General features: G+C 44.5%; 18 protein-coding genes and 1 pseudogene. 10 read left to right on the top strand and 9 right to left on the bottom strand.

Features of this window, described 5'->3' with window-relative positions:
- Window positions 1-9 precede the first annotated feature (9 nt).
- Window positions 10-588 carry a NapC/NirT family cytochrome c gene (locus ELS82_RS05970; RefSeq protein ID WP_134834660.1) on the top strand — a complete coding sequence of 193 codons (579 nt, stop codon included), beginning with the start codon at window positions 10-12 and terminating at the stop codon, window positions 586-588.
- A gap of 13 nt (window positions 589-601) precedes the next feature.
- Window positions 602-736 (top strand): TIGR02808 family protein, encoded by a 135-nt coding sequence (locus ELS82_RS05965; protein WP_134834659.1) that lies wholly within the window; start codon window positions 602-604, stop codon window positions 734-736.
- A 120-nt stretch (window positions 737-856) separates the two neighbouring features.
- Here the strand turns inward: ELS82_RS05965 and galE are convergent, their stop codons facing one another.
- The 5 genes and pseudogenes from galE to ELS82_RS26885 form a co-directional block, all read right to left on the bottom strand.
- Complete coding sequence (galE, locus tag ELS82_RS05960) at window positions 857-1,873, bottom strand: UDP-glucose 4-epimerase GalE (RefSeq protein ID WP_134834658.1); 1,017 nt, start codon at window positions 1,871-1,873, stop codon at window positions 857-859.
- Between the two features lie 84 nt (window positions 1,874-1,957).
- Entirely contained in the window at window positions 1,958-3,925 is a 1,968-nt protein-coding gene (locus tag ELS82_RS05955) for a sensor domain-containing diguanylate cyclase (RefSeq protein ID WP_134834657.1), read from the bottom strand.
- A complete protein-coding gene (locus ELS82_RS05950; protein ID WP_134834656.1) occupies window positions 3,922-4,419 on the bottom strand; it encodes a YfiR family protein in 498 nt (165 codons plus the stop codon). The genes ELS82_RS05955 and ELS82_RS05950 overlap by 4 nt, the downstream gene beginning before the upstream one ends.
- Window positions 4,409-5,221, bottom strand: a pseudogene (locus ELS82_RS26890) (TonB-dependent receptor domain-containing protein); the annotation flags it as partial. The gene ELS82_RS05950 and the pseudogene ELS82_RS26890, both read right to left, overlap by 11 nt.
- Before the next feature lie 27 nt (window positions 5,222-5,248).
- Complete coding sequence (locus tag ELS82_RS26885; protein WP_244230762.1) at window positions 5,249-6,358, bottom strand: TonB-dependent receptor plug domain-containing protein; 1,110 nt, start codon at window positions 6,356-6,358, stop codon at window positions 5,249-5,251.
- Between the two features lie 256 nt (window positions 6,359-6,614).
- On the opposite strand from ELS82_RS26885, the gene ELS82_RS05940 reads away from it, so the two are divergent.
- From ELS82_RS05940 to ELS82_RS05930, 3 genes are read left to right on the top strand one after another with little or no spacing between them, the layout of a single operon-like run.
- Complete coding sequence (locus tag ELS82_RS05940) at window positions 6,615-7,370, top strand: 5-oxoprolinase subunit PxpA (RefSeq protein WP_134834655.1); 756 nt, start codon at window positions 6,615-6,617, stop codon at window positions 7,368-7,370.
- Window positions 7,367-8,074: a 5-oxoprolinase subunit B family protein gene (locus ELS82_RS05935; protein ID WP_134834654.1), complete on the top strand. Its 708-nt coding sequence runs from the start codon at window positions 7,367-7,369 to the stop codon at window positions 8,072-8,074. Before ELS82_RS05940 ends, ELS82_RS05935 begins: the two co-directional genes overlap by 4 nt.
- Window positions 8,071-9,003 carry a 5-oxoprolinase subunit C family protein gene (locus ELS82_RS05930; protein ID WP_134834653.1) on the top strand — a complete coding sequence of 311 codons (933 nt, stop codon included), beginning with the start codon at window positions 8,071-8,073 and terminating at the stop codon, window positions 9,001-9,003. The genes ELS82_RS05935 and ELS82_RS05930 overlap by 4 nt, the downstream gene beginning before the upstream one ends.
- Window positions 9,004-9,028: 25 nt before the next feature.
- Here the strand turns inward: ELS82_RS05930 and ELS82_RS05925 are convergent, their stop codons facing one another.
- The 3 genes from ELS82_RS05925 to ELS82_RS05915 form a co-directional block, all read right to left on the bottom strand.
- A complete protein-coding gene (locus ELS82_RS05925; RefSeq protein WP_134834652.1) occupies window positions 9,029-10,474 on the bottom strand; it encodes an FAD-dependent oxidoreductase in 1,446 nt (481 codons plus the stop codon).
- Between the two features lie 287 nt (window positions 10,475-10,761).
- Entirely contained in the window at window positions 10,762-13,203 is a 2,442-nt protein-coding gene (locus ELS82_RS05920; protein WP_134834651.1) for an ABC transporter permease, read from the bottom strand.
- Complete coding sequence (locus tag ELS82_RS05915; RefSeq protein ID WP_134834650.1) at window positions 13,203-13,877, bottom strand: ABC transporter ATP-binding protein; 675 nt, start codon at window positions 13,875-13,877, stop codon at window positions 13,203-13,205. Before ELS82_RS05915 ends, ELS82_RS05920 begins: the two co-directional genes overlap by 1 nt.
- On the opposite strand from ELS82_RS05915, the gene tesA reads away from it, so the two are divergent.
- The 5 genes from tesA to ELS82_RS05890 all read left to right on the top strand — a co-directional run bounded on the left by tesA (window position 13,876) and on the right by ELS82_RS05890 (window position 20,203).
- Complete coding sequence (tesA, locus tag ELS82_RS05910; protein WP_134834649.1) at window positions 13,876-14,475, top strand: multifunctional acyl-CoA thioesterase I/protease I/lysophospholipase L1; 600 nt, start codon at window positions 13,876-13,878, stop codon at window positions 14,473-14,475. The two genes, ELS82_RS05915 and tesA, sit on opposite strands and share 2 nt — an antisense overlap.
- A gap of 73 nt (window positions 14,476-14,548) precedes the next feature.
- On the top strand, window positions 14,549-15,742 hold the full coding sequence (fabV, locus tag ELS82_RS05905) for an enoyl-ACP reductase FabV (protein ID WP_134834648.1): 1,194 nt from the start codon (window positions 14,549-14,551) through the stop codon (window positions 15,740-15,742).
- Between the two features lie 201 nt (window positions 15,743-15,943).
- On the top strand, window positions 15,944-17,857 hold the full coding sequence (locus ELS82_RS05900) for a sensor domain-containing phosphodiesterase (protein WP_134834647.1): 1,914 nt from the start codon (window positions 15,944-15,946) through the stop codon (window positions 17,855-17,857).
- A gap of 84 nt (window positions 17,858-17,941) precedes the next feature.
- Window positions 17,942-19,597, top strand: a complete 1,656-nt coding sequence (locus ELS82_RS05895; protein WP_134834646.1) for an ABC-ATPase domain-containing protein — start codon at window positions 17,942-17,944, stop codon at window positions 19,595-19,597.
- Between the two features lie 63 nt (window positions 19,598-19,660).
- The gene (locus ELS82_RS05890) at window positions 19,661-20,203 is read left to right on the top strand and encodes a GNAT family N-acetyltransferase (RefSeq protein WP_134834753.1); all 543 of its coding nucleotides are present in this window, start codon (window positions 19,661-19,663) and stop codon (window positions 20,201-20,203) included.
- On the opposite strand, the gene ELS82_RS05885 is transcribed toward ELS82_RS05890, so the two are convergent.
- Entirely contained in the window at window positions 20,200-20,817 is a 618-nt protein-coding gene (locus ELS82_RS05885; RefSeq protein ID WP_134834645.1) for a DNA-J related domain-containing protein, read from the bottom strand. The two genes, ELS82_RS05890 and ELS82_RS05885, sit on opposite strands and share 4 nt — an antisense overlap.
- Between the last annotated feature and the right edge of the window lie 24 nt (window positions 20,818-20,841).

The following is a 20,841-nucleotide window of genomic DNA, read 5'->3' as shown; positions in this document are numbered from 1 at the left end:
AGGCTACCTATGAAATTATTGAAAGCGTTTTGGAAGAGACTAGCTAGTCCGAGTAAAGCTGCCGTTGGTGTGGTTTTATTTATGGGCTTTGCCGGTGGTCTTCTATTCTGGGGCGCATTTAACACAGGTATGGAAGCAACCAACACAGAAGAATTCTGTTCTGGTTGTCACGCACCTATCGTCGAAGAGATCCAAGAAACGATTCACTACTCTAACCGTTCTGGTGTTCGTGCAATTTGTTCAGATTGTCACGTTCCCCATGAGTGGACAGATAAAATCGTACGTAAAGTACAGGCGTCTAAAGAGCTTTATGCGCACTTTATCGCTAAGACCATCGACACCCCTGAGAAATTTCAGGAGCGTCGCGCTCACTTAGCTGAACGTGAATGGTCTCGCTTGAAGAAGAATGACTCTCTCGAGTGTCGTAACTGTCACCAATTCGAATACATGGATTTCTCAGAGCAAAGCACACGTAGCGCGAAGCAACACTCTACTGCCCTAGCATCTGGTGAAAAGACTTGTGTAGATTGCCACAAAGGTATCGCACACAAACTACCTGACATGCATGGCATCGAAGGCTGGCAATAAGGAGCACTGAATTATGAGTACATTAGAATCTGTAATTTGGCATGTCCTAGGCTATGGCGCTATGCCCTTCATTATCTTATCAGGCTTTGCAGTAGTCGCGGCTATCTCCGTATGGCTACTATCGCTAGGTAAAGATAAAGAGGTTTAATCGACTTTACTTGAGTCATTAACACTTTAACGCTTATTCAATTTTGCCTATTTTGTATCAAGCGTAAATAAAAAAGCCACCGTGTATACGGTGGCTTTTTTTTATTCATTGGCTTTAGACTTAAGCTTCTGGATAACCTTGAGGGTTGTTTGACTGCCAGCGCCAAGTATCAGCGGTCATTTCTTCTAATGAGCGCTTAGCTTGCCACTCAAGTTCATTCATCGCCTTAGCAGGGTTTGCCCAACACTCGGCAATATCACCTGGGCGACGCTCTACAATCTTATAAGGAACCTGTTTTCCAGACGCAAGTTCAAATGCTTTAACCATTTCAAGAACACTTGAGCCATTGCCCGTGCCTAAATTGTAGATATGCAAACCATCTTTACGCCCTACTTTCTTTAGCGCAGCAATGTGACCATCAGACAAATCCATCACATGGATATAGTCACGCACACCAGTGCCATCAGGCGTTGGGTAATCATTACCAAAAACAGACAGAAACTCACGGCGACCGACGGCAACTTGCGAAACGAACGGCATTAAGTTATTTGGAATACCCTGAGGATCTTCACCGAGCTCACCGCTTGGGTGAGAGCCAACCGGGTTGAAGTAACGCAATAGCGTGATGCTCCAATCAGGGTTTGCTTTCTGAAAGTCAGTTAAGCACTCTTCTACCATGAGTTTGCTACGACCGTATGGATTCGTGGCACTGGTTGGAAAATCTTCCGTAATAGGCACAGATGCTGGATCGCCATATACTGTCGCTGACGATGAGAAAACCAACGACTTCACGCCCACTTCACGCATCGCATCGACAAGAACTAACGTACCATTTACGTTGTTGTCGTAGTATTCAAGCGGCTTCTCAACCGACTCACCGACCGCTTTTAGGCCTGCGAAATGAATCACAGCATCAATGTGATGGGTTTCTAGCGCGTCTTTTAGTCGATCTTTGTCACGGATATCGCCTTCAATAAAATGCGGCCTAACGCCAGAGACTTTCTCGATGCGCTCAAGCACTGAAGATTTACTGTTGTACAAGTTATCGAAAATAACAGGCTTCATCCCTGCTTCAATCATCTGAATACAGGTATGGCTACCGATATAACCCATACCACCGGTTACTAGAACATTCATATTGCTAACCTTTTGAAATCACTGACCGTATAATAAAGAAGTGTTACTACAAAACATAGGCCATATTTGCATCAAAGGACAAAATTAACCCTGATTGATGACATATCGACCTTTACCACTACTTTTCGCTTGATACATGGCAGTGTCCGCGGCTTTAAGCCACTGGTCTAAATTCTCACTCAAGTTAGCAGAATAATGAACGCCAATACTCGCACCAACCCTCAGTACTCGCCCTCTATAGACGATATCGCGCTGGATGGCATCTATTAGCTGCTCAGCAATCGAAGAGATATTGGTCACGGTTGTTTTGGTAACAAGTACGACAAACTCATCGCCAGAAAGCCGTGCAACTAAGTCATGACTGGTAAACGTTGATAACAGACGCTCAGCAACTTGTTTTAACACCTCATCCCCGGCGTCATGGCCATACGTATCATTGACGCCTTTAAAGCCATCTAGATCAAGGTACAAGAGTGCTACGCCATCATTGGTATCACGTTCAATCGTTAACGTTTCATCCAGTACTCGATATAGCTTGGCACGATTGGCCAACCCGGTTAAGGAGTCATGGTGCGCTAGGTACTCTAGCCTTTCCATCTCTTTGAGATTAGAGAGATCTGAAAGGATATAAACGTAATCGTAATTATCAACCCCTTCGCTACTCACAATGCGCGACACTTTAACGAACATAGGTACCTTATGCCCGTCACGGTGTTTTTCCCAAATCTCACCTTGCCATTGGCCGTACTCCTCAACAGACTCTTTGATGGTTGGCATTAATGAGTAAAACTGCTGCCACTCAAAGGAGTTTTCAGGCTTCTTACCAAGTAAGGATTCTTGGGTATAGCCCAGAAGACGTGTGACCGCCGGGTTAACCATAGTGATCACGTCGTTATCATCCGTCACAATAAGGCCATCTTGGCTGTTCTCGAACACACCCGCAGCCAAACGCTGACGCCTTAATGCTGCTTCGACTTCGGTGATATCTTGAATCGCAAACAGAACCTGACCAACCTTACTTAGCTGAGTGGAACTGATGTTAAGCAATTGATGATGTTTAAACACATCCATGACCCAAACTTGCTTATCGGTAAACTCCAAATGGCGATTAATCGCGTCAGAAATCACCGAGGACTCGCCCTCATTGATGATATCGACAAGTTTTGTTCCCTTCAGGTAAGCTGAGGTACAGCGGAACACATCGCATGCTGCTGGGTTAAAGTGAATGATCTCACCACGAGAATTCACAACAATCAGAGCGTGTTTAACCGTCTCTACCACTTCATTCGCAAACGACTTTTCTTCCTCAAGCTTATCTAGCGTAAAAGCAACCTGCTGCTCACGTTGCTTCAATCGGTCTAGCATGGTATTGAAGGCTTTGACTAGGGCACCAATTTCATCATTCGCCGCCGGCAATATATTCAGTGCTGTCTGTTTACGGTCGATAAAGGAACGCATGCCAACATTCAAGTTATACACTGGGCCCAGAATGTATTTCTGAACCGTCATGTACAGAACTAAGCCTGCTGCTGCGAGTAATAGGAAAAAGACTAGGCTATTGAGTAACGCATTCGTATATAGACTATCGAAAGATGCTTTCGAAATGGTCACCCTTAGATTGGCAATCACTTCTTTTTCTAGCTCTACTGGAACAAGTAAGAAGATATATTCGCTACCAATGGAGTAGCTATTCAAGGCGATTTCTTCTCGCTGACGCTCAGTTGGTACAGGTGCGACAGAACCATCGCGTTCATACATCGCAAATAGCTGACCATCAGAGGTATAGAGCTTGACTCGATACACTTCATCATCTGCTGAGAACGCATCGAGCACTTCTGTTGCACTCAAGCTATCACTGAATAAGATCGCAGCCTGTAGGTTATAGGCGACCCCTTTTGCCAATACGCCAACTCGATTAATCAAGTTCTCTTTCTGAGTTTCGAAAGCGTTAAAGAACGCATAGCTTTGTGAAACAACAAAAATCATCCCAGTAAACACGATGATCGGTACGATCAATTTGCTCTTCAAAGAGAGGTTGGTTAGGAGCTTCATTGTTTACCCCCTTCAATCTCTGCAACACGTAAAAAGTTAGACGACAGTTGGTAACCCGAAATGTTTTTCAAGTTCACCTTAGGTTTGATTTTTCCTTGTTTTTCGACCAGCTCTATTGCGCCGCCACTATTCGTGAACTGCTCCATACCACCGATAGTCACAGTCCCTTTTGGAAGGCCCGCTAACAAGTTCAAATTACTGCGTTCACTGATGTAGAGTACATCGCAGTCCGCATCAGTAATATTTAGTGGTTTATTCCGGACTTGTTTGCCACGAGTAATTTGTACTAGGATTTTTTGGATTTCAGAGTCATCAGCAACACAAATATTTATCCTGTTCATCTCTAACTCTTGATCCCACTGGATGAAGGTTGCTATACGATACAGATAAACCGCTTTTACTTGTTCAGGGGTATACTTTGACCATGCTGGCGTTGATACACCAAACACAACAAGTAAAATCAATGTTCTCGCCCACAGGTGATTAATAAGCATGGCTCACCCTCAGCGCGATACTTTGTTCTTGTTTATAGCGGCCGTACGCTTCCTCGTAGTAACCTTCACCTTCGCCCAGGTTTTTAACTAGCAATTCGACTAGCGGCGATGCGGGTGTGTGTTGCCAGCCTAAACGCACATCTAGAGCAAGGAAGTTATCAAGTTCGGATTGGTTACCATAATCTATTGATTGACCTCTTAGCACCATATCTAACTCAACCTGATCAGTAATACTCCATAAACTCTGCATAGAAGCAATATGTTGTGAATCGATAGAGAAATAATCAACACTACTGCCATTACTGTTGCCGGAAGGCTGCCAATCTTGATCGAGTGTTAGGTAACTATAGGCGCCGTACAAGCCAAATGTATCGGTAATTATCCAATGAGCCGCGACTTCGACACCGAACGAATCAACAACATAATCCGAGCTAGATTGATAGACATCGATTTGATAGTAATCGGGATGAATCCCAATAAATTCCTGCCCAACGATATTGTCATACTGACTAAAATAGATCGTACCATCGAGCTCAAAATCACTCGTTACATGACGGTAGCCAAGCTCATATGTAAGTACACTTTCTATCTGTTCAGATTCATTTGGTAAAGACAGTGAGTAGAAATATTCATACTTATTTGAGTCCGAGGTGCAATCCTCTCCAGTTGGGCAATAAGTCCCTGTCGAAATAAATGATGAATTGGTATCCATATAGGATGGCGCTATTGCACTACGACCAATACCCGCCCAAATACTGTTAGTAGCGTCAATGCTGTAAATTGCGCGCGCTTGTGGCGATAGCTCTACCTGATCGTTTTGTTCGAAATATTATTCTGCTTTAGCACCAATAATCGTTGTCAGCTGAGAGGTCCAAGACGCGGTATGCTGAAGAAAGCCGTTAACGATACTGTCTGACGCAGAATCTATATTGTAGAGACGAATATAGTAGTGCGAATCATCAAAGTCATAGCCTTCTAATTGATGATAGAAATCAAGGTGAATAAAGCGGTAACCACCACCATAAGTAATAGTATGTTGATCATTCAATGCAGTGATAAAGTTAGCTTCAGCATCAACGGTGAGGTACTTTCCGGGCGCATCATAAGCTGAGTCATGGTTTTGTTGAAACCAGAGGCGATAGTTGCTGTCAGTATCGGAAGAAAGCTGAACAGACTTATCGTACTGGGCATAGTACGAGTAGCTATCAATCTCTTCCGTTTCAGAGCGAATATCGGTGTAATAGCCATTGTCATAGCTGACCTTAAAGACGTTTTCGTCAAAACTCGCTTGTTCGCCACCAACTCTTAAGCTCCAATCATCCACTTTTTCAAACACCATCCCTGCAACATGAGTGTTCCATCGTGTGGGATCTTTAATTGGATCGCGCTTAATTGACTTGTACTTATAGAATGCACGAGCATAAACATCATCGGATAGCGCAAAGCCTTGTCTAACGCCTAAGTTATACCCGCCGTATTGCTCATAAGTTGCCGTAACTAAACCACCCTGAGTTTTATCTGCAGACTTAGTGACAATATTTATCACACCATTTTCCGCGTTACCGCCCCAAATAGTGCCTGCAGGCCCTCGAAGCACTTCAATGCGTTCAATGTCCTCAAGTAGATAGTCTATTTCAGCCCAATAAACACCACCGTAAACGGGGCTGTATAAACTACGACCGTCTTGTAGGACGAGCATCTTATTGAACAGACCACCGTGAAAACCTCGACTAGAAACTGTTGGCTCAGCGGCTGAAAAGTGACTCACTCGTAAACCGGGAATGAGTGCTAAGGCTTCAGCAATGGTTTTCGCCCCGCTACGCTTGATTCGTTCTCCCTCAAGCACATACACAGCAGCAGGGATATCCGTCAGCTTTTGCGAAAACTTTGAAGCAGTCTCCATCGTTACATCGAGCATAGAAAGTTCTTCTAAACTCATAGACATAAGATCTGTAAGCTCGTCATTTGCGTATGCTGATTAGCAACAAACCGCGACAATTGACGATAAAAGCGTTCTTTTGAGCATAGATGAGCCTAATATATTAGATAACGCTATTATTTCATCTATCATTACCAATTTACATACGGAACGGCATCTTTTTACCATTTGTTAACCAAACAATGAATCTGATCACTGTTTGTATTCCACAGATGAAAGATGTTACTAAGTACCTCTTACATCGGAGCAATGCTTGATGAGAAAAAGCACAACATATTTAAACTGTGATATGGGCGAAAGCTACGGCTCATGGAAAATGGGGAACGACCCAGCCGTTATGCCGCATATCGATATGGCAAATATAGCATGTGGATTTCACGCCTCCGACCCCATCATAATGAGTAATACAATCCGACTCGCTGTCGCTCACGATGTAAAAATTGGCGCTCACCCGAGTTATCCAGACCTACAAGGCTTTGGCCGTCGTAGTATTTCAATGGCTCCAGAAGAAATTACCGCGATGATCATCTATCAAATCGGGGCTCTTAAAGCTTTATGTGAAAGTCATAATACTGAAGTGACGTACATCAAGCCTCACGGAGCGCTCTACAACGATATGCAGACCGACCTCGCCGTTTTCGAAGCTGTGGTTGATGCGACCTCAAGCTTCGGTCTTCCTCTTATGACACTCGCGGTTACCGATAACCAAGCATTGCTCGATATTGCTGATAAGTACAATGTCCCTCTTCTATTCGAAGCTTTTGCTGATCGACGCTATCAAGCTAACGGGTTACTCGCACCTCGCAGCCTACCAGACGCAGTCATTCATAAGCGAGATGACTTACTCAGTCAGGTGCAGCAAATTATTCGTTATAAAAAAGTTCGTACTATTGATGGTTTTTTAATACCGCTTGAAGCCGACACAATCTGTGTTCATGGAGATAACGACGAAAGTATTTCACTCATTCAAGATATCCGTAATCTGATCAAAGCTGAAGAAGGTTCTGAATGAATATAGAAACATCCATCGATCCGGTAGCCGAGTGCTCCATCTTAATCAAATTCAACAGCGAACCGAATGATCACCTCTCTTGGGTCATTGGCCAAATTAGCCAAACCCTCAGTAATCAGCTCGGCCCATGGGTGATGAACGTTACGCCATCTTTTACGACTATCTTGATTGATTATCTCCCGCACCGTATTTCCATCTTTGAATTCGTTCCCTACTTGGAACACCTCGTCACCGAAGCACTAAAAGGGATGCCTGAGCATCATAGCTCTAACATGATTGAGCTGCCGATTTACTACGACTTGTCGGTCGGCCCTGACTTAGAACTATATCGACAGCAAGGACTCGATATAGACAGTGTTATTGATGCTCACCACAGCCAAGTTTATACCGTCGGTGCGATAGGTTTTACTGCAGGGTTTGCGTTTTTGACTGATGTCGATGAACGTATCCGTCAACCCCGTAAAGCCAGCCCGAGAGTAATGCTACCCAAAGGCAGTGTTGGTATTGCCAATAATCAAACGGCAATTTATCCGTGCGAAAGCCCCGGTGGTTGGAACATTATCGGTAACTGCCCAGTAGATTTGTATCATCCAGACGCTTCGCCGATTTCACCTTTCTCAATTGGTTCCCAAGTCAAGTTCTACCCTATCGATCTAGAGGAATTTACACAGTTAGGCGGAACGATATCGGAGGGTTGGCAATGAACAAATCCTATTGCATTGAAGTGATCAAACCGGGCCAACAGACATTGATTCAAGACTTTGGACGTTTTGGTTATTCCCATTTTGGTATTACTCAAGGCGGCCCAGTAGACGATTACGCTTATAGTTGGGCTAATCATTTACTTGGCAATTCGATCAATGCGGCTTCACTAGAGATCACTCTAGGGCAAGCGGAGTTTCTCTGTCACGCTTCTTGCGAAATGGCCATTGCAGGAGGAGACCTCAACGCTCGCCTAGACGGTGAGCCTATCGAGAACTGGTCAACATTCCGCGCACTTAAAGGGCAAAGACTCACCTTCGGGTTACCTAAAAATGGGTTACGCGCATACGTAGCCATTAAAGGCGGTTTTTGCATTCCTCAACAACTCGGAAGTGTAGCGACTGTCACTCGCGACAAATTGGGCGGTATTAGCGGAGGTCACCCTCTTGCTCTTGGTGACGTACTCAGTTTTGTACCGCACCAGATTTCATCACAAACGAAACAAATGACATTCCGCTATAAACCAGACTACGACCTGCCTATTGAGTTGCGTCTAATCGAAGGTTATCAAGTCGATGACTTCAACCGTGATCAAGTTGATTTGCTTTACAAGATTGAGTTCGAAGTCAGCCAACTGATTAATCGTATGGGTTACAGGCTAACGAATGGCAGGATTAAAGTACCGAACAAAGAGTACTTAAGTGAAGGTATAGCGTTAGGTTCAGTGCAAATCCCACCTAATGGTGAGCCAATCATTTTGCTCAATGATCGGCAGACCATCGGCGGCTATCCAAAAGTGGGCTGTGTGGCCAGAATTGACTTGCCAAGATTGGCGCAAGCTAAACCAGGCCAGAAGGTACGCTTTGTGAAAGGAGACTTGCTAGGACTACAGGACGTTTGGTCGCAGTGGGCACGCTTCTTCGGCTACTAAAGATAAGAGGTGGTGAATGCCACCTCTATTGTTGTACGCCGTAATAACGTGCAAGCCCTTCTGGGTAACCCCTTTCCATCGCAAGTTGAACGGCTTTGCGTTCTACGTCTTGATTTGTCAGCGCCATACTTACCGGATGAAGCTGCTCAATGGATTTTGAACCATATTCATACAACCCCCAGGTATCAACAAGCTTGATTGCGGCTTCCAACGCTGACGACCCTTTTACCACTTCAACGCGCGCGTAATGTTCGCCTTCAAAGGTCACGTCGGCTGCACGCAAAGTATCATCTTTACCGGGAATTTGCTGGGCACCAAATAATGGCGTGCCATATTCATGTGCGCTTGCGTATGCAGGAACAAAACGAGCCATATGATTGATAGCACGTCGACTGCGATCAATGATCACATCATCATTCCAGCCTTTCTTGATTTTTTTTATTAAACGATTAGGTAGCAAAGGCTGTGAAGATTGCCCCTGCGTTGCGACTAGACCGTCATCAAACAAGGTAATGTCTTTCGTCATACCGTGCAGCTGAAAGATACCATTCGGATAAGGCGTTAACTGCGCCATGCCATTTGGTGTTCCTCTTGGGCCGTGGAAGATCACTTCTGGCCACAGTTCATCACATGAATCCCATTGCGTTACGTAAGCAGCTTTAAATTCAACTAAACGTTCACGGGGCTTGTTGGCTAAATCATCGATTGCGCCTGTTTCATAGCCACATGCATTGACTAGGTAATCAACCTCAGTGATTTTGCGTTCGCCATTACTGGCTAGGTACTCAATCTTCCAACCATTCGGTTCCTCTTCGACGCCAACCACTTCTGTGTTGGTTAACAACTGACAGTTGCTCATCTTCTCTAGTGCAAGCGTGGCAGAAGCAGCAATACGAAAAACGCTCCATCCATGCTCTTGAACCGCCACTATGGGAAACTTGAGGCCTTCGAGGTCAGTATGCTTGGCAAATGGAATCATCCACTCATCAATCGTTTGAGGGTTAACTGGCTGAGACTTAGCCGCCAACGCTTCTAGCTCTTCTTTGCTATAAAAACGATAGTAGTCGTTGGGTTCACCTAGAACTTTGTTTGCACTATCGAGTTTAACTAACTCACCGTAGCACTGTTGAATCGTAATTAGCCGTTCGTAAAGCTCTTCGGGACTGCCGCCATCGCTATAAGGAACAGCAATGACAGTTGGTCGATGATTAATCGTATTTGGATATAGACGAACAGTTTCGATAGATTGCTTTAGCAGCTCAATACACTGCTCCGTATCAATCTCTCTGTATAAATTTCCACCAGCATGTAAATGACAGATGGGAGGTCCGCTAACTAGGCCTGCCCCTTTCTCAATCAAAGTGACGTTTAGGCCAAGCTCAGCTAGGTGTACTGCGGCTGTTGCACCAGCTATACCACCACCGATAATGGCGATTTTAGTGTGCATCGAGTTGTCGTTATGAGGTTGCATTTATGTCGCTAATCCTTTCATTCTCAGCACATTTTACTGTTTATGTACGACGAATAAAATCACATTTTTTGCAGGGTGAAATGAGACAATTTCACAACGAAAAAAATCAAAAAAAAACTTGACTGATAAATTGAGAATTTTGAATAAATCACCACTGTGAATAACAGAACTCGCCAACGCTTTTATAAACTGGGGCTTGCCGACGATTGAAGTTATCTACAGGCCTAGTTATCCAAAACTTTATCCACTGTTTTTGTGGATAACTGAACATCTAGGCCTGTGAGTAATTAGCTAAACGCTTTATTTACAGGGGTTAACAGCCGTTTTATAAGACTGTTCACAACTAAAGCAAGTGTGAAAAACGTGCCACTAGGTAAGGCAATCCAGAGCAATTGATGGAGGTTTGGCGATAAGTCAAACCCATACGACATAATGGCACCTACAACCAACTCTGAGCCAATTATTGCAATAAAACTCGCCACCAGTGCCATCAATCCATATTCTGCCCATATAGTTTGTTGTACGCGCTTTCTGCTCGCACCTAGGGTCCGATATAACTGTATCTCGTCTTGTCTTTGACCCAAACTCAATCGTAAGAGAGTAAATATCAACAATAAGCCCGACACCACACCGATTGCAGCCAACAGGGTGATTGACCAAACTATCTGAGACAGTAGCTGCTGAATCTTCTCTCCCATTACTCTGATATCCATCAGGCTCACCGTTGGGTGCTGCCTAGAGAGTGAGTTAAGCACTTGGTCGTTACTTTCCTCCACTCTGAAGCTCACTAAGTAGGTCGCTGGAATCTCTGCAAGTACATCAGGCGTAAAGATGAAGTAGAAGTTAGGCTTCATGTCCCGCCATTCGACGCTTCTGATCGAATTGACGCTTGCCGTCACCTCTCGACTGTTGATAACAAAGCTAAGCTCATCACCCAATTTTAAGCCTAAATCACGTGCGACATCCGACTCAACGGATACCCCACCTTGTTTGCTCCAATCCCCACTAATGATTTCATTATGATTTGGATTAGCATCAGCAAAGGTAAAGTTGATCTCTCGCCTTAGAACGTCAGAACCCTCTTCTCCTTGAGCCTGTGATTTCGCATCTTGTCCATTGATATTGACCAAACGGCCCCTAACAATTGGGTAAGCTTCTGAACGCGTCATAGCGTTGTCATCAAGCACCTTTAAATACGCATCTATCTCATAAGGCGCAATATTGAGTGCAAAAGCATTTGGCGCATCTACAGGTAAAGTGCGTTGCCAGTCAGTCAGTAGATCTGTTCTTACCAGCCACATTGTTGATAGCAACATTAAAGATAACGCCAACGCACCAAACTGGACGCCAGTAGCCGAGACCGAGCGGTTGATTCGACTTAAAGCTAACTTAAATGCTGTATTTAGCGGTACCTTCGCCAACAATCGAGTAATCACAACGCTAATTACCGCTAACAAAATAAATAGCGCGACCATGCCACCAAGAACAATCCAAACAAACAGGTTGTCATAATAGGTGATCAACATAGGGATAACTGGCACAAGGATTAACGCATAACGTCCCAGTCCAACTTGAGGCGACTCACCCTCTTGCATCACGTTAACAGCACTGACATTAACCAAGCCGATCAGTGGAATTCCTAGTGCTGGCACAGCGATTAATATGCTAGTACTGATAGCAATCAAGGCAGGATTGATACCGTAGCTCGGTAACGGGTTAGGTAACAAGTCGGCTAATGGGATCCTCAACAGAAACTCTAGGCCGATACCAAGTGCAATTCCAACCACAACCGCTGTTGCTAATAAGATAGTAACTTGGGTTATCAGCCAACGAATCACCCAAGCTTTACTCGCGCCAAGGCTTTTTAACATTGCTATTGTCTTGCGTCTTGTTGCGACATAATGCTGGCAGGTCAACACCAGTGTAGTCGCTGCCATTATGACAACGATGGCCACGGTTAAGGATAGATATTGTTCGGTACGTTGGAAGACTTCATTGGTGCGGCTGGCACTGTTTTGATCACGCCAACGGTCGCTTGGCGTAAGCTCAACCTGTTGCTTCAACTGCTCAATAACGTCACTATCCCCATTAAGGAAGACGCTATATCGAACTCGGCTACCCAGTTGAACCGCACCCGTTTTGTCCAAATCAGCAGAGTGAATAAACGCAGATGGCATTTGCTGAAATGGGTTAAAGCTCAAACCTGGCTCTTCTAAAATACGTCCTGTAACGACAAAATCTGCATCGCCCACCGTGACAGCGTCACCAATCGTAACATCAAGTTGGTTAAACAGACGTTCATCAAGCCATAGCTCGCCAGGCTTCACTTGACCAAACTCAGACTGAGCATCGCTAAGTCTAAGTTCTCCCTGAAGCGGGTACTGCTCGTCAACGGCTTTAACGGTAATCAGTTTCATCGCATTGTCGCTAAAGACCATCGTAGCGAAGCGAGTTTGTGTCGTATGGGTTAACGAATAAGATTCAATGAGTTTTTCAAAAGACTGGTCAATTGGATTTGCTGACACGTAAACCGTATCAGCCGTCAGCGCTTCTTTCCCTTGCTTTACGACCACCTGCTCCATACGTTCAGCCAGTGCGCTCAATGCAAAAATACACGCAATAATCAGCACAAGAGCAATGGTAACTGGCCAGAGCTGACCCTGCTTAATCTCACTGAGGCTCCAGCGTACAAAACGTTTGTTTAATTCTGCCTTTCCTTGAACAGCCATTATGACTCCTCCAATTGTCCAGCTTTCATTGTGAATATACGATCACAACGCTGAGCCAAGTTTTGGTCGTGAGTCACAAGTACTAGAGTCGTTCCATGCTGTTTATTTAAATCGAACAACAGTTTGATGACGTTGCTTGCAGTCTGCTGGTCTAAGTTCCCCGTCGGTTCGTCTGCAAACAAAATTTTAGGTTCGATCATAAACGCTCGGGCTAAAGCGACTCGTTGCTGTTCGCCCCCGGAGAGCTGAGACGGTGAATGGTTAACTCGATGTTCCAGACCAACTGAAGTGAGGAGCTCTATCGCCCTTTGCTTATTTTCCGCTTCACCTTTCAATAGGCAAGGCAATGTCACGTTATCTAACGCACTTAAACTTGGGATGAGTAGAAAGCTTTGAAATACGAAACCAACTGACTCACTTCGTATGGCCGCTCTCGCTTCGTCATCTAGGGTATGCAGTTGCTGCCCCAGTAGGTCAACTTCACCTTTTGACGGCGTATCTAGCCCTGCAAGAAGCGTCATCAGTGTCGACTTGCCCGCACCGGACGTTCCAACGATCGCAACACTCTCACCAGATTTTATGTCTAGGCTCACATTATCAAGGATTGTTAATTGTTCCTGATTAGTAGAGACTACTTTAGATAATGATTCTGCTTTAATTACGGATGTTTGCATGTTTCGACGACTTTCCTTTCTAGTTTTAATTCTTGTTCTAAATCCTGCATACAGTAAGACGTTAATGGTATTCGGGGACAGCTTAAGCGCCGGATACCAAATGCCAATCGCTGAAGCGTGGCCTTCTTTATTACCTGCTGACCTAAAGAGCAAAGGTCAAACAGTGACTGTAGTGAACGCGAGTATTTCTGGCGATACCACTGGCAATGGTTTGGCTCGCCTGCCTAACCTTCTTGAGCAACATCAACCAGACTATGTTTTGATCGAACTCGGGGCCAACGACGGTTTACGTGGCTTTCCACCTGGGCTAGTTCAAAACAATCTAACACAGATCATACGTTTGATTAGAGAATCCGGTGCAAATCCACTGCTAATGCAAATTCACGTTTTGCCTAACTATGGCAAACGTTACACAGAAGCATTCTCTGCAGTCTATCCTGCCGTCTCTCAATCCCTTGATATACCACTATTACCGTTTTTTCTTGAAGGCGTGATCATAAAACCAGAATGGATGATGGATGATGGCCTTCACCCTAAGCCTCAAGCACAAGCGTGGATATCGAACTTTGTAGCTGAGCAGCTAATTAATCACCTCTAATTGCCCTAGCTCAATAAACTTTACAAAGCTTTACGCTAACTTAATTCGTACGCTTTCTTTTAAAGGAATAACTATGATTATCAAATCGGTAATAGATGGAGTTGTCGCTCGTACCGCGCACCCACTCGGGTGTAAAGAAGCAGTACGCCAGCAGATAGAATATGCTGAATCATCTCAACAAATTGTCGATGGCCCTATGCGTGTTCTTATTATTGGTGGCTCATCAGGGTTTGGCTTGGCTTCACGTATTGCCCTGACTTTCGGCGGTTCCAAAGCGGATACCATCAGTGTCTCATTTGAAAAAGGCCCTTCTGAAAAGGGTGTGGGTACTGCAGGTTATTATAACAATCACTACTTTAAAAAGTTTGCTGAGCAGGCAGGTCGCACCGCGATCAACATTCAAGGTGATGCGTTCTCGCCAGAAACCAAAGCTCAAGTCGTTGAGGCGATAGAGACCTACTTCGAGGGCGAAGTCGACCTCATCGTGTATAGTCTCGCTAGCGGTATTCGCCATGACTCCGGCAACGTGTGGCGCTCAGTGATCAAACCTATTGGCGAGCCTGTTTCAGGGTCCACGCTAGTGCTTGAAAATGATCAGTGGCAAGACTCAACGCTAACACCCGCGTCAGCAGAAGAAGTGGATGCAACAGTCAAAGTCATGGGCGGTGAAGACTGGGAGGCGTGGATTGACGCACTTATCAATTCCGAATCTATTGGTTCCGGATGTAAAACTATCGCCTTTTCTTATATTGGTCCTTGCGCCACTCACCCAATCTACCTTGAAGGGACATTGGGGGCAGCGAAAGCCGATTTGCATCAAACCAGTCACTCACTCAATCTTAAGCTCGCGAATTTTGACGGCGGCGCTTACGCGACAGTGTGTAAGGCGTTAGTCACCAAGGCAAGTGCTTATATTCCTGGGTTTAGTCCTTATATCGCCGCCCTCTTCAAGGTGATGAAAGAGCAAGGTACCCATGAGGGTTGCATTGAGCAGATGCAACGCCTTTTCACTACCAAGCTATACAACGTAGACCATGTTCCTGTTGATAATGAACGCCTGATTCGTATCGATAACTTTGAACTTGATCCAGAAACGCAAAAGGAAGTAACTGCATTGCTGGCTCAACTCAACGAGTCCAACTTTATGCAATTAGCTGATTACGAAGGATTTAAGAGAGAATTCTTGAATCTGAATGGATTCGGCTTTGACAACGTTGACTACACTAAGAAAGTTGATATTGATAACTATATAAGTAAAAGCTTATGATTTAAAAAGATGTCTTATTTTTGATACAAACATTACACAAAGACCCCTATGCTCTGCTTAGGGGTTTTTTTTATCGATTTGGTCATGCATCCTTAACCTAACCCACACGATAAGTGGATTCATTATAATGATACCGACTATTATTAGATTAATGAGAGCACGGAAAGCCCTTATTGACAAAATAGTGCATAGGGATTTTGTATGTCCAAACTGAACACAAGTAACATGGTCGTTCCTGACGAGTTAGCTTCAGGATGGCAAGAAATTGTAAATCTATTAGCGGAAATCACCTCTGTTCCCGCAGCTTTGATTATGCGCGTTCATCAGGATCATATTGAAGTATTTTCAGCCAACAATAACCGCAAACACCCCTACAGTATTGGCGATACCGAAACATTGGGCCACGGTCTCTATTGCGAAACTGTGATTAACAAAAACCGCCAACTGTTAGTGCCGAATGCGGCAGTTGATGAAGAATGGTGCAACAATCCTGATATGCGCTTTGGACTTCTCGCTTACTGCGGATTGCCACTCCAATGGCCAAACGGGGATCCATTTGGCACCATTTGTGTGCTTGATGATAAAGAAAACCATTTTTCTACCACTTACCAGCAGCTCCTTAACGCGTTTAAAGTCTCGGTCGAAGCGCAGTTGAAAACCGTATACCAAAACCATCACTTGCAACAGCTAAACTCTGAACTTGAGTCTAGAGTGACGACGCGTACCCAAGATTTGGTTGATTTGAACTACTCACTCAACTTAGAAATTGATAAACGCAGAGCAGCTGAACGAACCATTCGTTACCAAAAGAGACATGATCTCGGTACTGGTTTTCTTAACCGTATCGCGCTTGAACAACACACCAACCAAATGCTTGCTACGTTAACGCCCCATTCAAAACATAAGGTTGGCGTGATACATATCGGGTTTACTAATGGCCGCCGAATCCAAGCTAAACATGGTTACGCGATGTGGGAAAACATTCTCATCGAGTTCAAACAGCGACTGACCTCCCAAAGTAACTATAAACTGATTACCGCTCGCCCTCGCTCTACGGATTTAGTGTTTGTATTTGAGAGTCATAACCTAGACGAAGACATCAATCTGTTATGCAGAGAATTAGTAGAAGTCAGCCAGTCAGCTTTCTACCTTGATGGAGAGCACCTCCACTTGCATAGCTATATTGGGATAGCCAGCTCGGATGATACGTTGAACTCTAAAACCTTGCTCAAATACGCAGTGGGCGCGATGCAATCCTGCAAAGACTCAGGACATAAGTTTAGTTTCCACTGCCAACATATCTCTGATACGCAAAAGAACATCAATCAGCTAGAGAGCTATCTACTCCAAGCGGTACGTAATGATGATTTATTACTCTACTTCCAGCCAAAGGTATCTCCAAAAACACATAAATGGATTGGTGCAGAGGCTTTAATTCGCTGGCGCCACCCTATCCTTGGTGACATTTCAAACGAGACCTTGATTCATTTAGCTGAGCAAAATGGTCTTATCTTTGAAGTTGGCAGTTTCGTCTTACGCTCTGCAATTCAAAAAGCGGCAGAATGGCGAGGAAAAGTTCAAGACTTTAAAGTGAGTATCAATGTCTCTGCAGTTCAACTGCAAACCCCTCAATTTACCACTCAGATAGAAGATCTATTGGCAGCCTATCAATTGCCCGGCTCCTACATAGAGCTAGAGATCACTGAAAGCGGATTAATTGCTGATGAGGTCGTAGCTAAGAACACCTTGCAGTCATTAAGCGAGCTAGGAGTGACGCTGTCACTTGATGACTTCGGTACTGGCTACGCGTCATTCAACTATCTGAAGAAGTTTCCTTTCGATGCCATCAAAGTTGACCGCAGTTTCGTTCAACAACTCGACACCAGCGAAGAAGATAAAGAGATTGTGCGTTCAATAATCAGTATCGCCAAGAAGCTCGATCTTGAAGTCACGGTTGAGGGTATTGAAAATCTCGACCATGAGGCGTTTATCCTCAGCGAAGGCTGCGATGTCGGCCAAGGCTATCTTTATGGTAAGCCAATGCCTTGCGATGAATTTGAGAACAGTTTGATCAATCAAAACTACCGACCGGAACATTATTCCTACTCTTCTTGATAGATCATCAGTAAGGCCTTTACTCTCAGGCGTGCGATTCCTATAATCCACGCCTTTCCTGTTCTCAATCAGTGATACCTCTTTATGGACCAACTTACCGCCACCTTAAAAAAGATCGAAAAACAAAACTATCGTGCATATCAGCAAATCAAAGGCCAATACGATTTCACTGATTACACCTTTTATATCGATTATGTACAAGGCGACCCATATGCCTCTGCATCGCGCGTAAGAGCGGTAAGACCTTGGTCTGTTACTGGTCTTGCTTGGTTACGTGATCAATCTGATGCTTATCAGATCGCTGCACGCGACTTTATTGCTCGCAGTTTTGCAGAGTTCGCCAAGCAGGAACAGAGCATTGGTATCGCATTAACGGGTCAAACGGTACTCGATAGCACAGCAGTATTGTTCACAGATCAAGGTATTGAACTACGTTTTAGAATTAACCTTCCTGCTGACGGTCGTTCAGTGCTGGGTAAAAAGACCGACAATATCCTAACTTTCCATCTGCCTAAATTTATTCGCCGCGCGACATTAGAGCGTGAGTTGGACAAAGAAGCACTGATTAAACATTGTCAAATCATCGAAGACCAAGTGGCAATGCGTGAACAGCTTGAAGAGAAAGGTTTGGTTGCTTTCGTCGGTAACGGCTCAGTTCTTCCACGTATCGCAGGTAACTGTGATTTGCCGATGAAAAATGCGGTTGCCTTCAATGCGCCTAATTCGCTTGAAGTGACATTGACGACACCTAACCAAGGTGAAATCTCTGGTCTTGGCATTCCAAAAGGCATCACATTGATCGTTGGTGGTGGTTTCCATGGTAAATCAACCCTGCTAAATGCTGTTGAACGCTCTATCTACAACCATATTCCAGGTGATGGCCGCGAATGGATCGTCACTAATAACGAAGCAATAAAGATACGTGCGGAAGATGGACGTTGTGTTCATAACTTGAACTTATCGAACTACATTAACCACCTACCGATGGGCAAAAATACCGCCGACTTTTCAACTCAAGATGCTTCAGGCTCAACGTCTCAAGCGGCTTGGCTACAAGAGTCTATTGAAGCTGGCGCGCAAGCAATGCTGATTGATGAGGATACGTCTGCGACTAACTTTATGATTCGTGATGAACGTATGCAGGCTTTGGTATCTAAAGGTGATGAGCCAATTACTCCTCTAGTCGATCGTATTGGCCAGTTAAGAGACGAGCTCAATGTCTCAACCATTATCGTTATGGGCGGGTCTGGTGACTATTTAGATGTCGCTGATACGGTTATTCAGATGCACGATTACCAAGCCGTAGACGTGACAGAAAAAGCTAAGCAAGTAATCGCTCAGCACCCTACCCAGCGTACTAACGAAAGCGAATCACTATTAGAGACATTTCCTCCACGTCAATTAAACTGCGCATCACTGCAAAAAATATTGGTGGAAGGCAAATTCCGTATTTCTGCTAAAGGCAAAGATTCGCTGCGTTTTGGTAAAGAGTTCGCTGACCTAAGCGCGCTTGAGCAGTTAGAATCAACCAGTGAATTGCAGGCGATTGGCTGGGTTTGGTTCCAGTTGGCACAACACGCTGGTTGGGCAAAGAACCCAGCTAAAGAGATTTCGAAGCAACTGGAAGGTGATTGGTCGAGCATAATGCCTAACCAAGGCGACCTTGCTAAGCCGCGCACATTAGATGTCATAGCCGCACTAAACCGCATGCGTAAGTCGCAGTTCAAAGCATCTCATTAACAATTGAGTCATTTTTGATGTATAAAAGCGCCTAATGTGGCGCTTTTATTTTTTTGTATGATGATGAGTTTTACCCTTTCCACCGAACGTTTCCTATTAAGAAACTTTACCAAAGCCGATGCGGCTCACTATGTTAATCAATGCCAAGACCCTAAGTATCAGCGGTTTTATAGCGATGAGGATTGCTCTGAGGAAAAATCGCTTCATTTGGCTGAGCTTTTCAGACAACAAGCATTAGAAACCCCTCGTACTCAGTACCACTTAGCCATCGTTGATAAAGAAACCGGGCAATATATTGGTATCGCTGCATTAAGAGTGGAAGCGGACAAGCAAGCGTCTATAGGGTGCGGTTTAGTGAGAGGCTATCAAGGAAAAAAAGCCAGTGAAGAAGCGATGAGTGCTCTACTCTCTTACGGCTTTAATCACCTAGATATTCATCGAGCGTACGCGGAAACGTTAAGTAAAAACAAAGCAGCTATTCGACTTTGCCAGCGCTTAGGTATGCGTATTGAAGCTCAGTTCATACAAAACAGATACTTTAAAGAATGCTGGTGGGATAGCACCGTACTAGCGATTTTGCGTAATGAATGGTTAAACAGAGACTAGTGTCTTAGTACATGCCAAGCTTCACACAGGATTCTAAATTGTTCACTGTTGCCTGATTGACGATCTGGGTGCCACTTAAGCGCTAATCTACGCCACGTTTTTCTAATTTCCGTTTGGCTCGCGTCATGTGGCAATTTAAACAGGCTTAGCGCTTTTGCCCTATCCATATCTTTGCTATTTGTACTACCAACAAACTCGCGATAGCGTGTCCAGAACTCGTTCAGTAAACGTTTCACTTCCCCCTCTTCCGCTTCATAGTTAAGCCAATCAAGATAGTAATCGCGCAATGGGTCATTGTGGTCAACTTCATGGCCAAACACCTGTTGACTTGGCATTAGGACTATATCCATCGCCTGTACTTGCAACCAGTTATCCGGATATAGGGTTTCTTGGAGTTGATAAAGCGCGTTCATAATTAGGAAATTTCGCTTGAATAAGTCCTTCTCAGGTCTAGCGTCAAGCAATGGCATGATTTCAATTTCGGTCAAATGAGAAGCGAGCGTATGTACCTTCCAGCCACTCGATTGCTTTCTCAACACCTCAAGTATTGGCCAGAGTAACGGATTCTCCATGTACTGCTGAAACTGCGCAGCGACGCCTGATTGCTGTGACATATGATTAACTAATTATTGAACGTA

It is taken from the genome of Vibrio ouci, assembly GCF_004551525.1.
GTDB classification, from domain to species: Bacteria; Pseudomonadota; Gammaproteobacteria; order Enterobacterales; family Vibrionaceae; genus Vibrio; species Vibrio ouci.
Note: the sequence above shows the minus strand (reverse complement) of the source record. Positions and strands in the feature narration are given on the sequence as shown.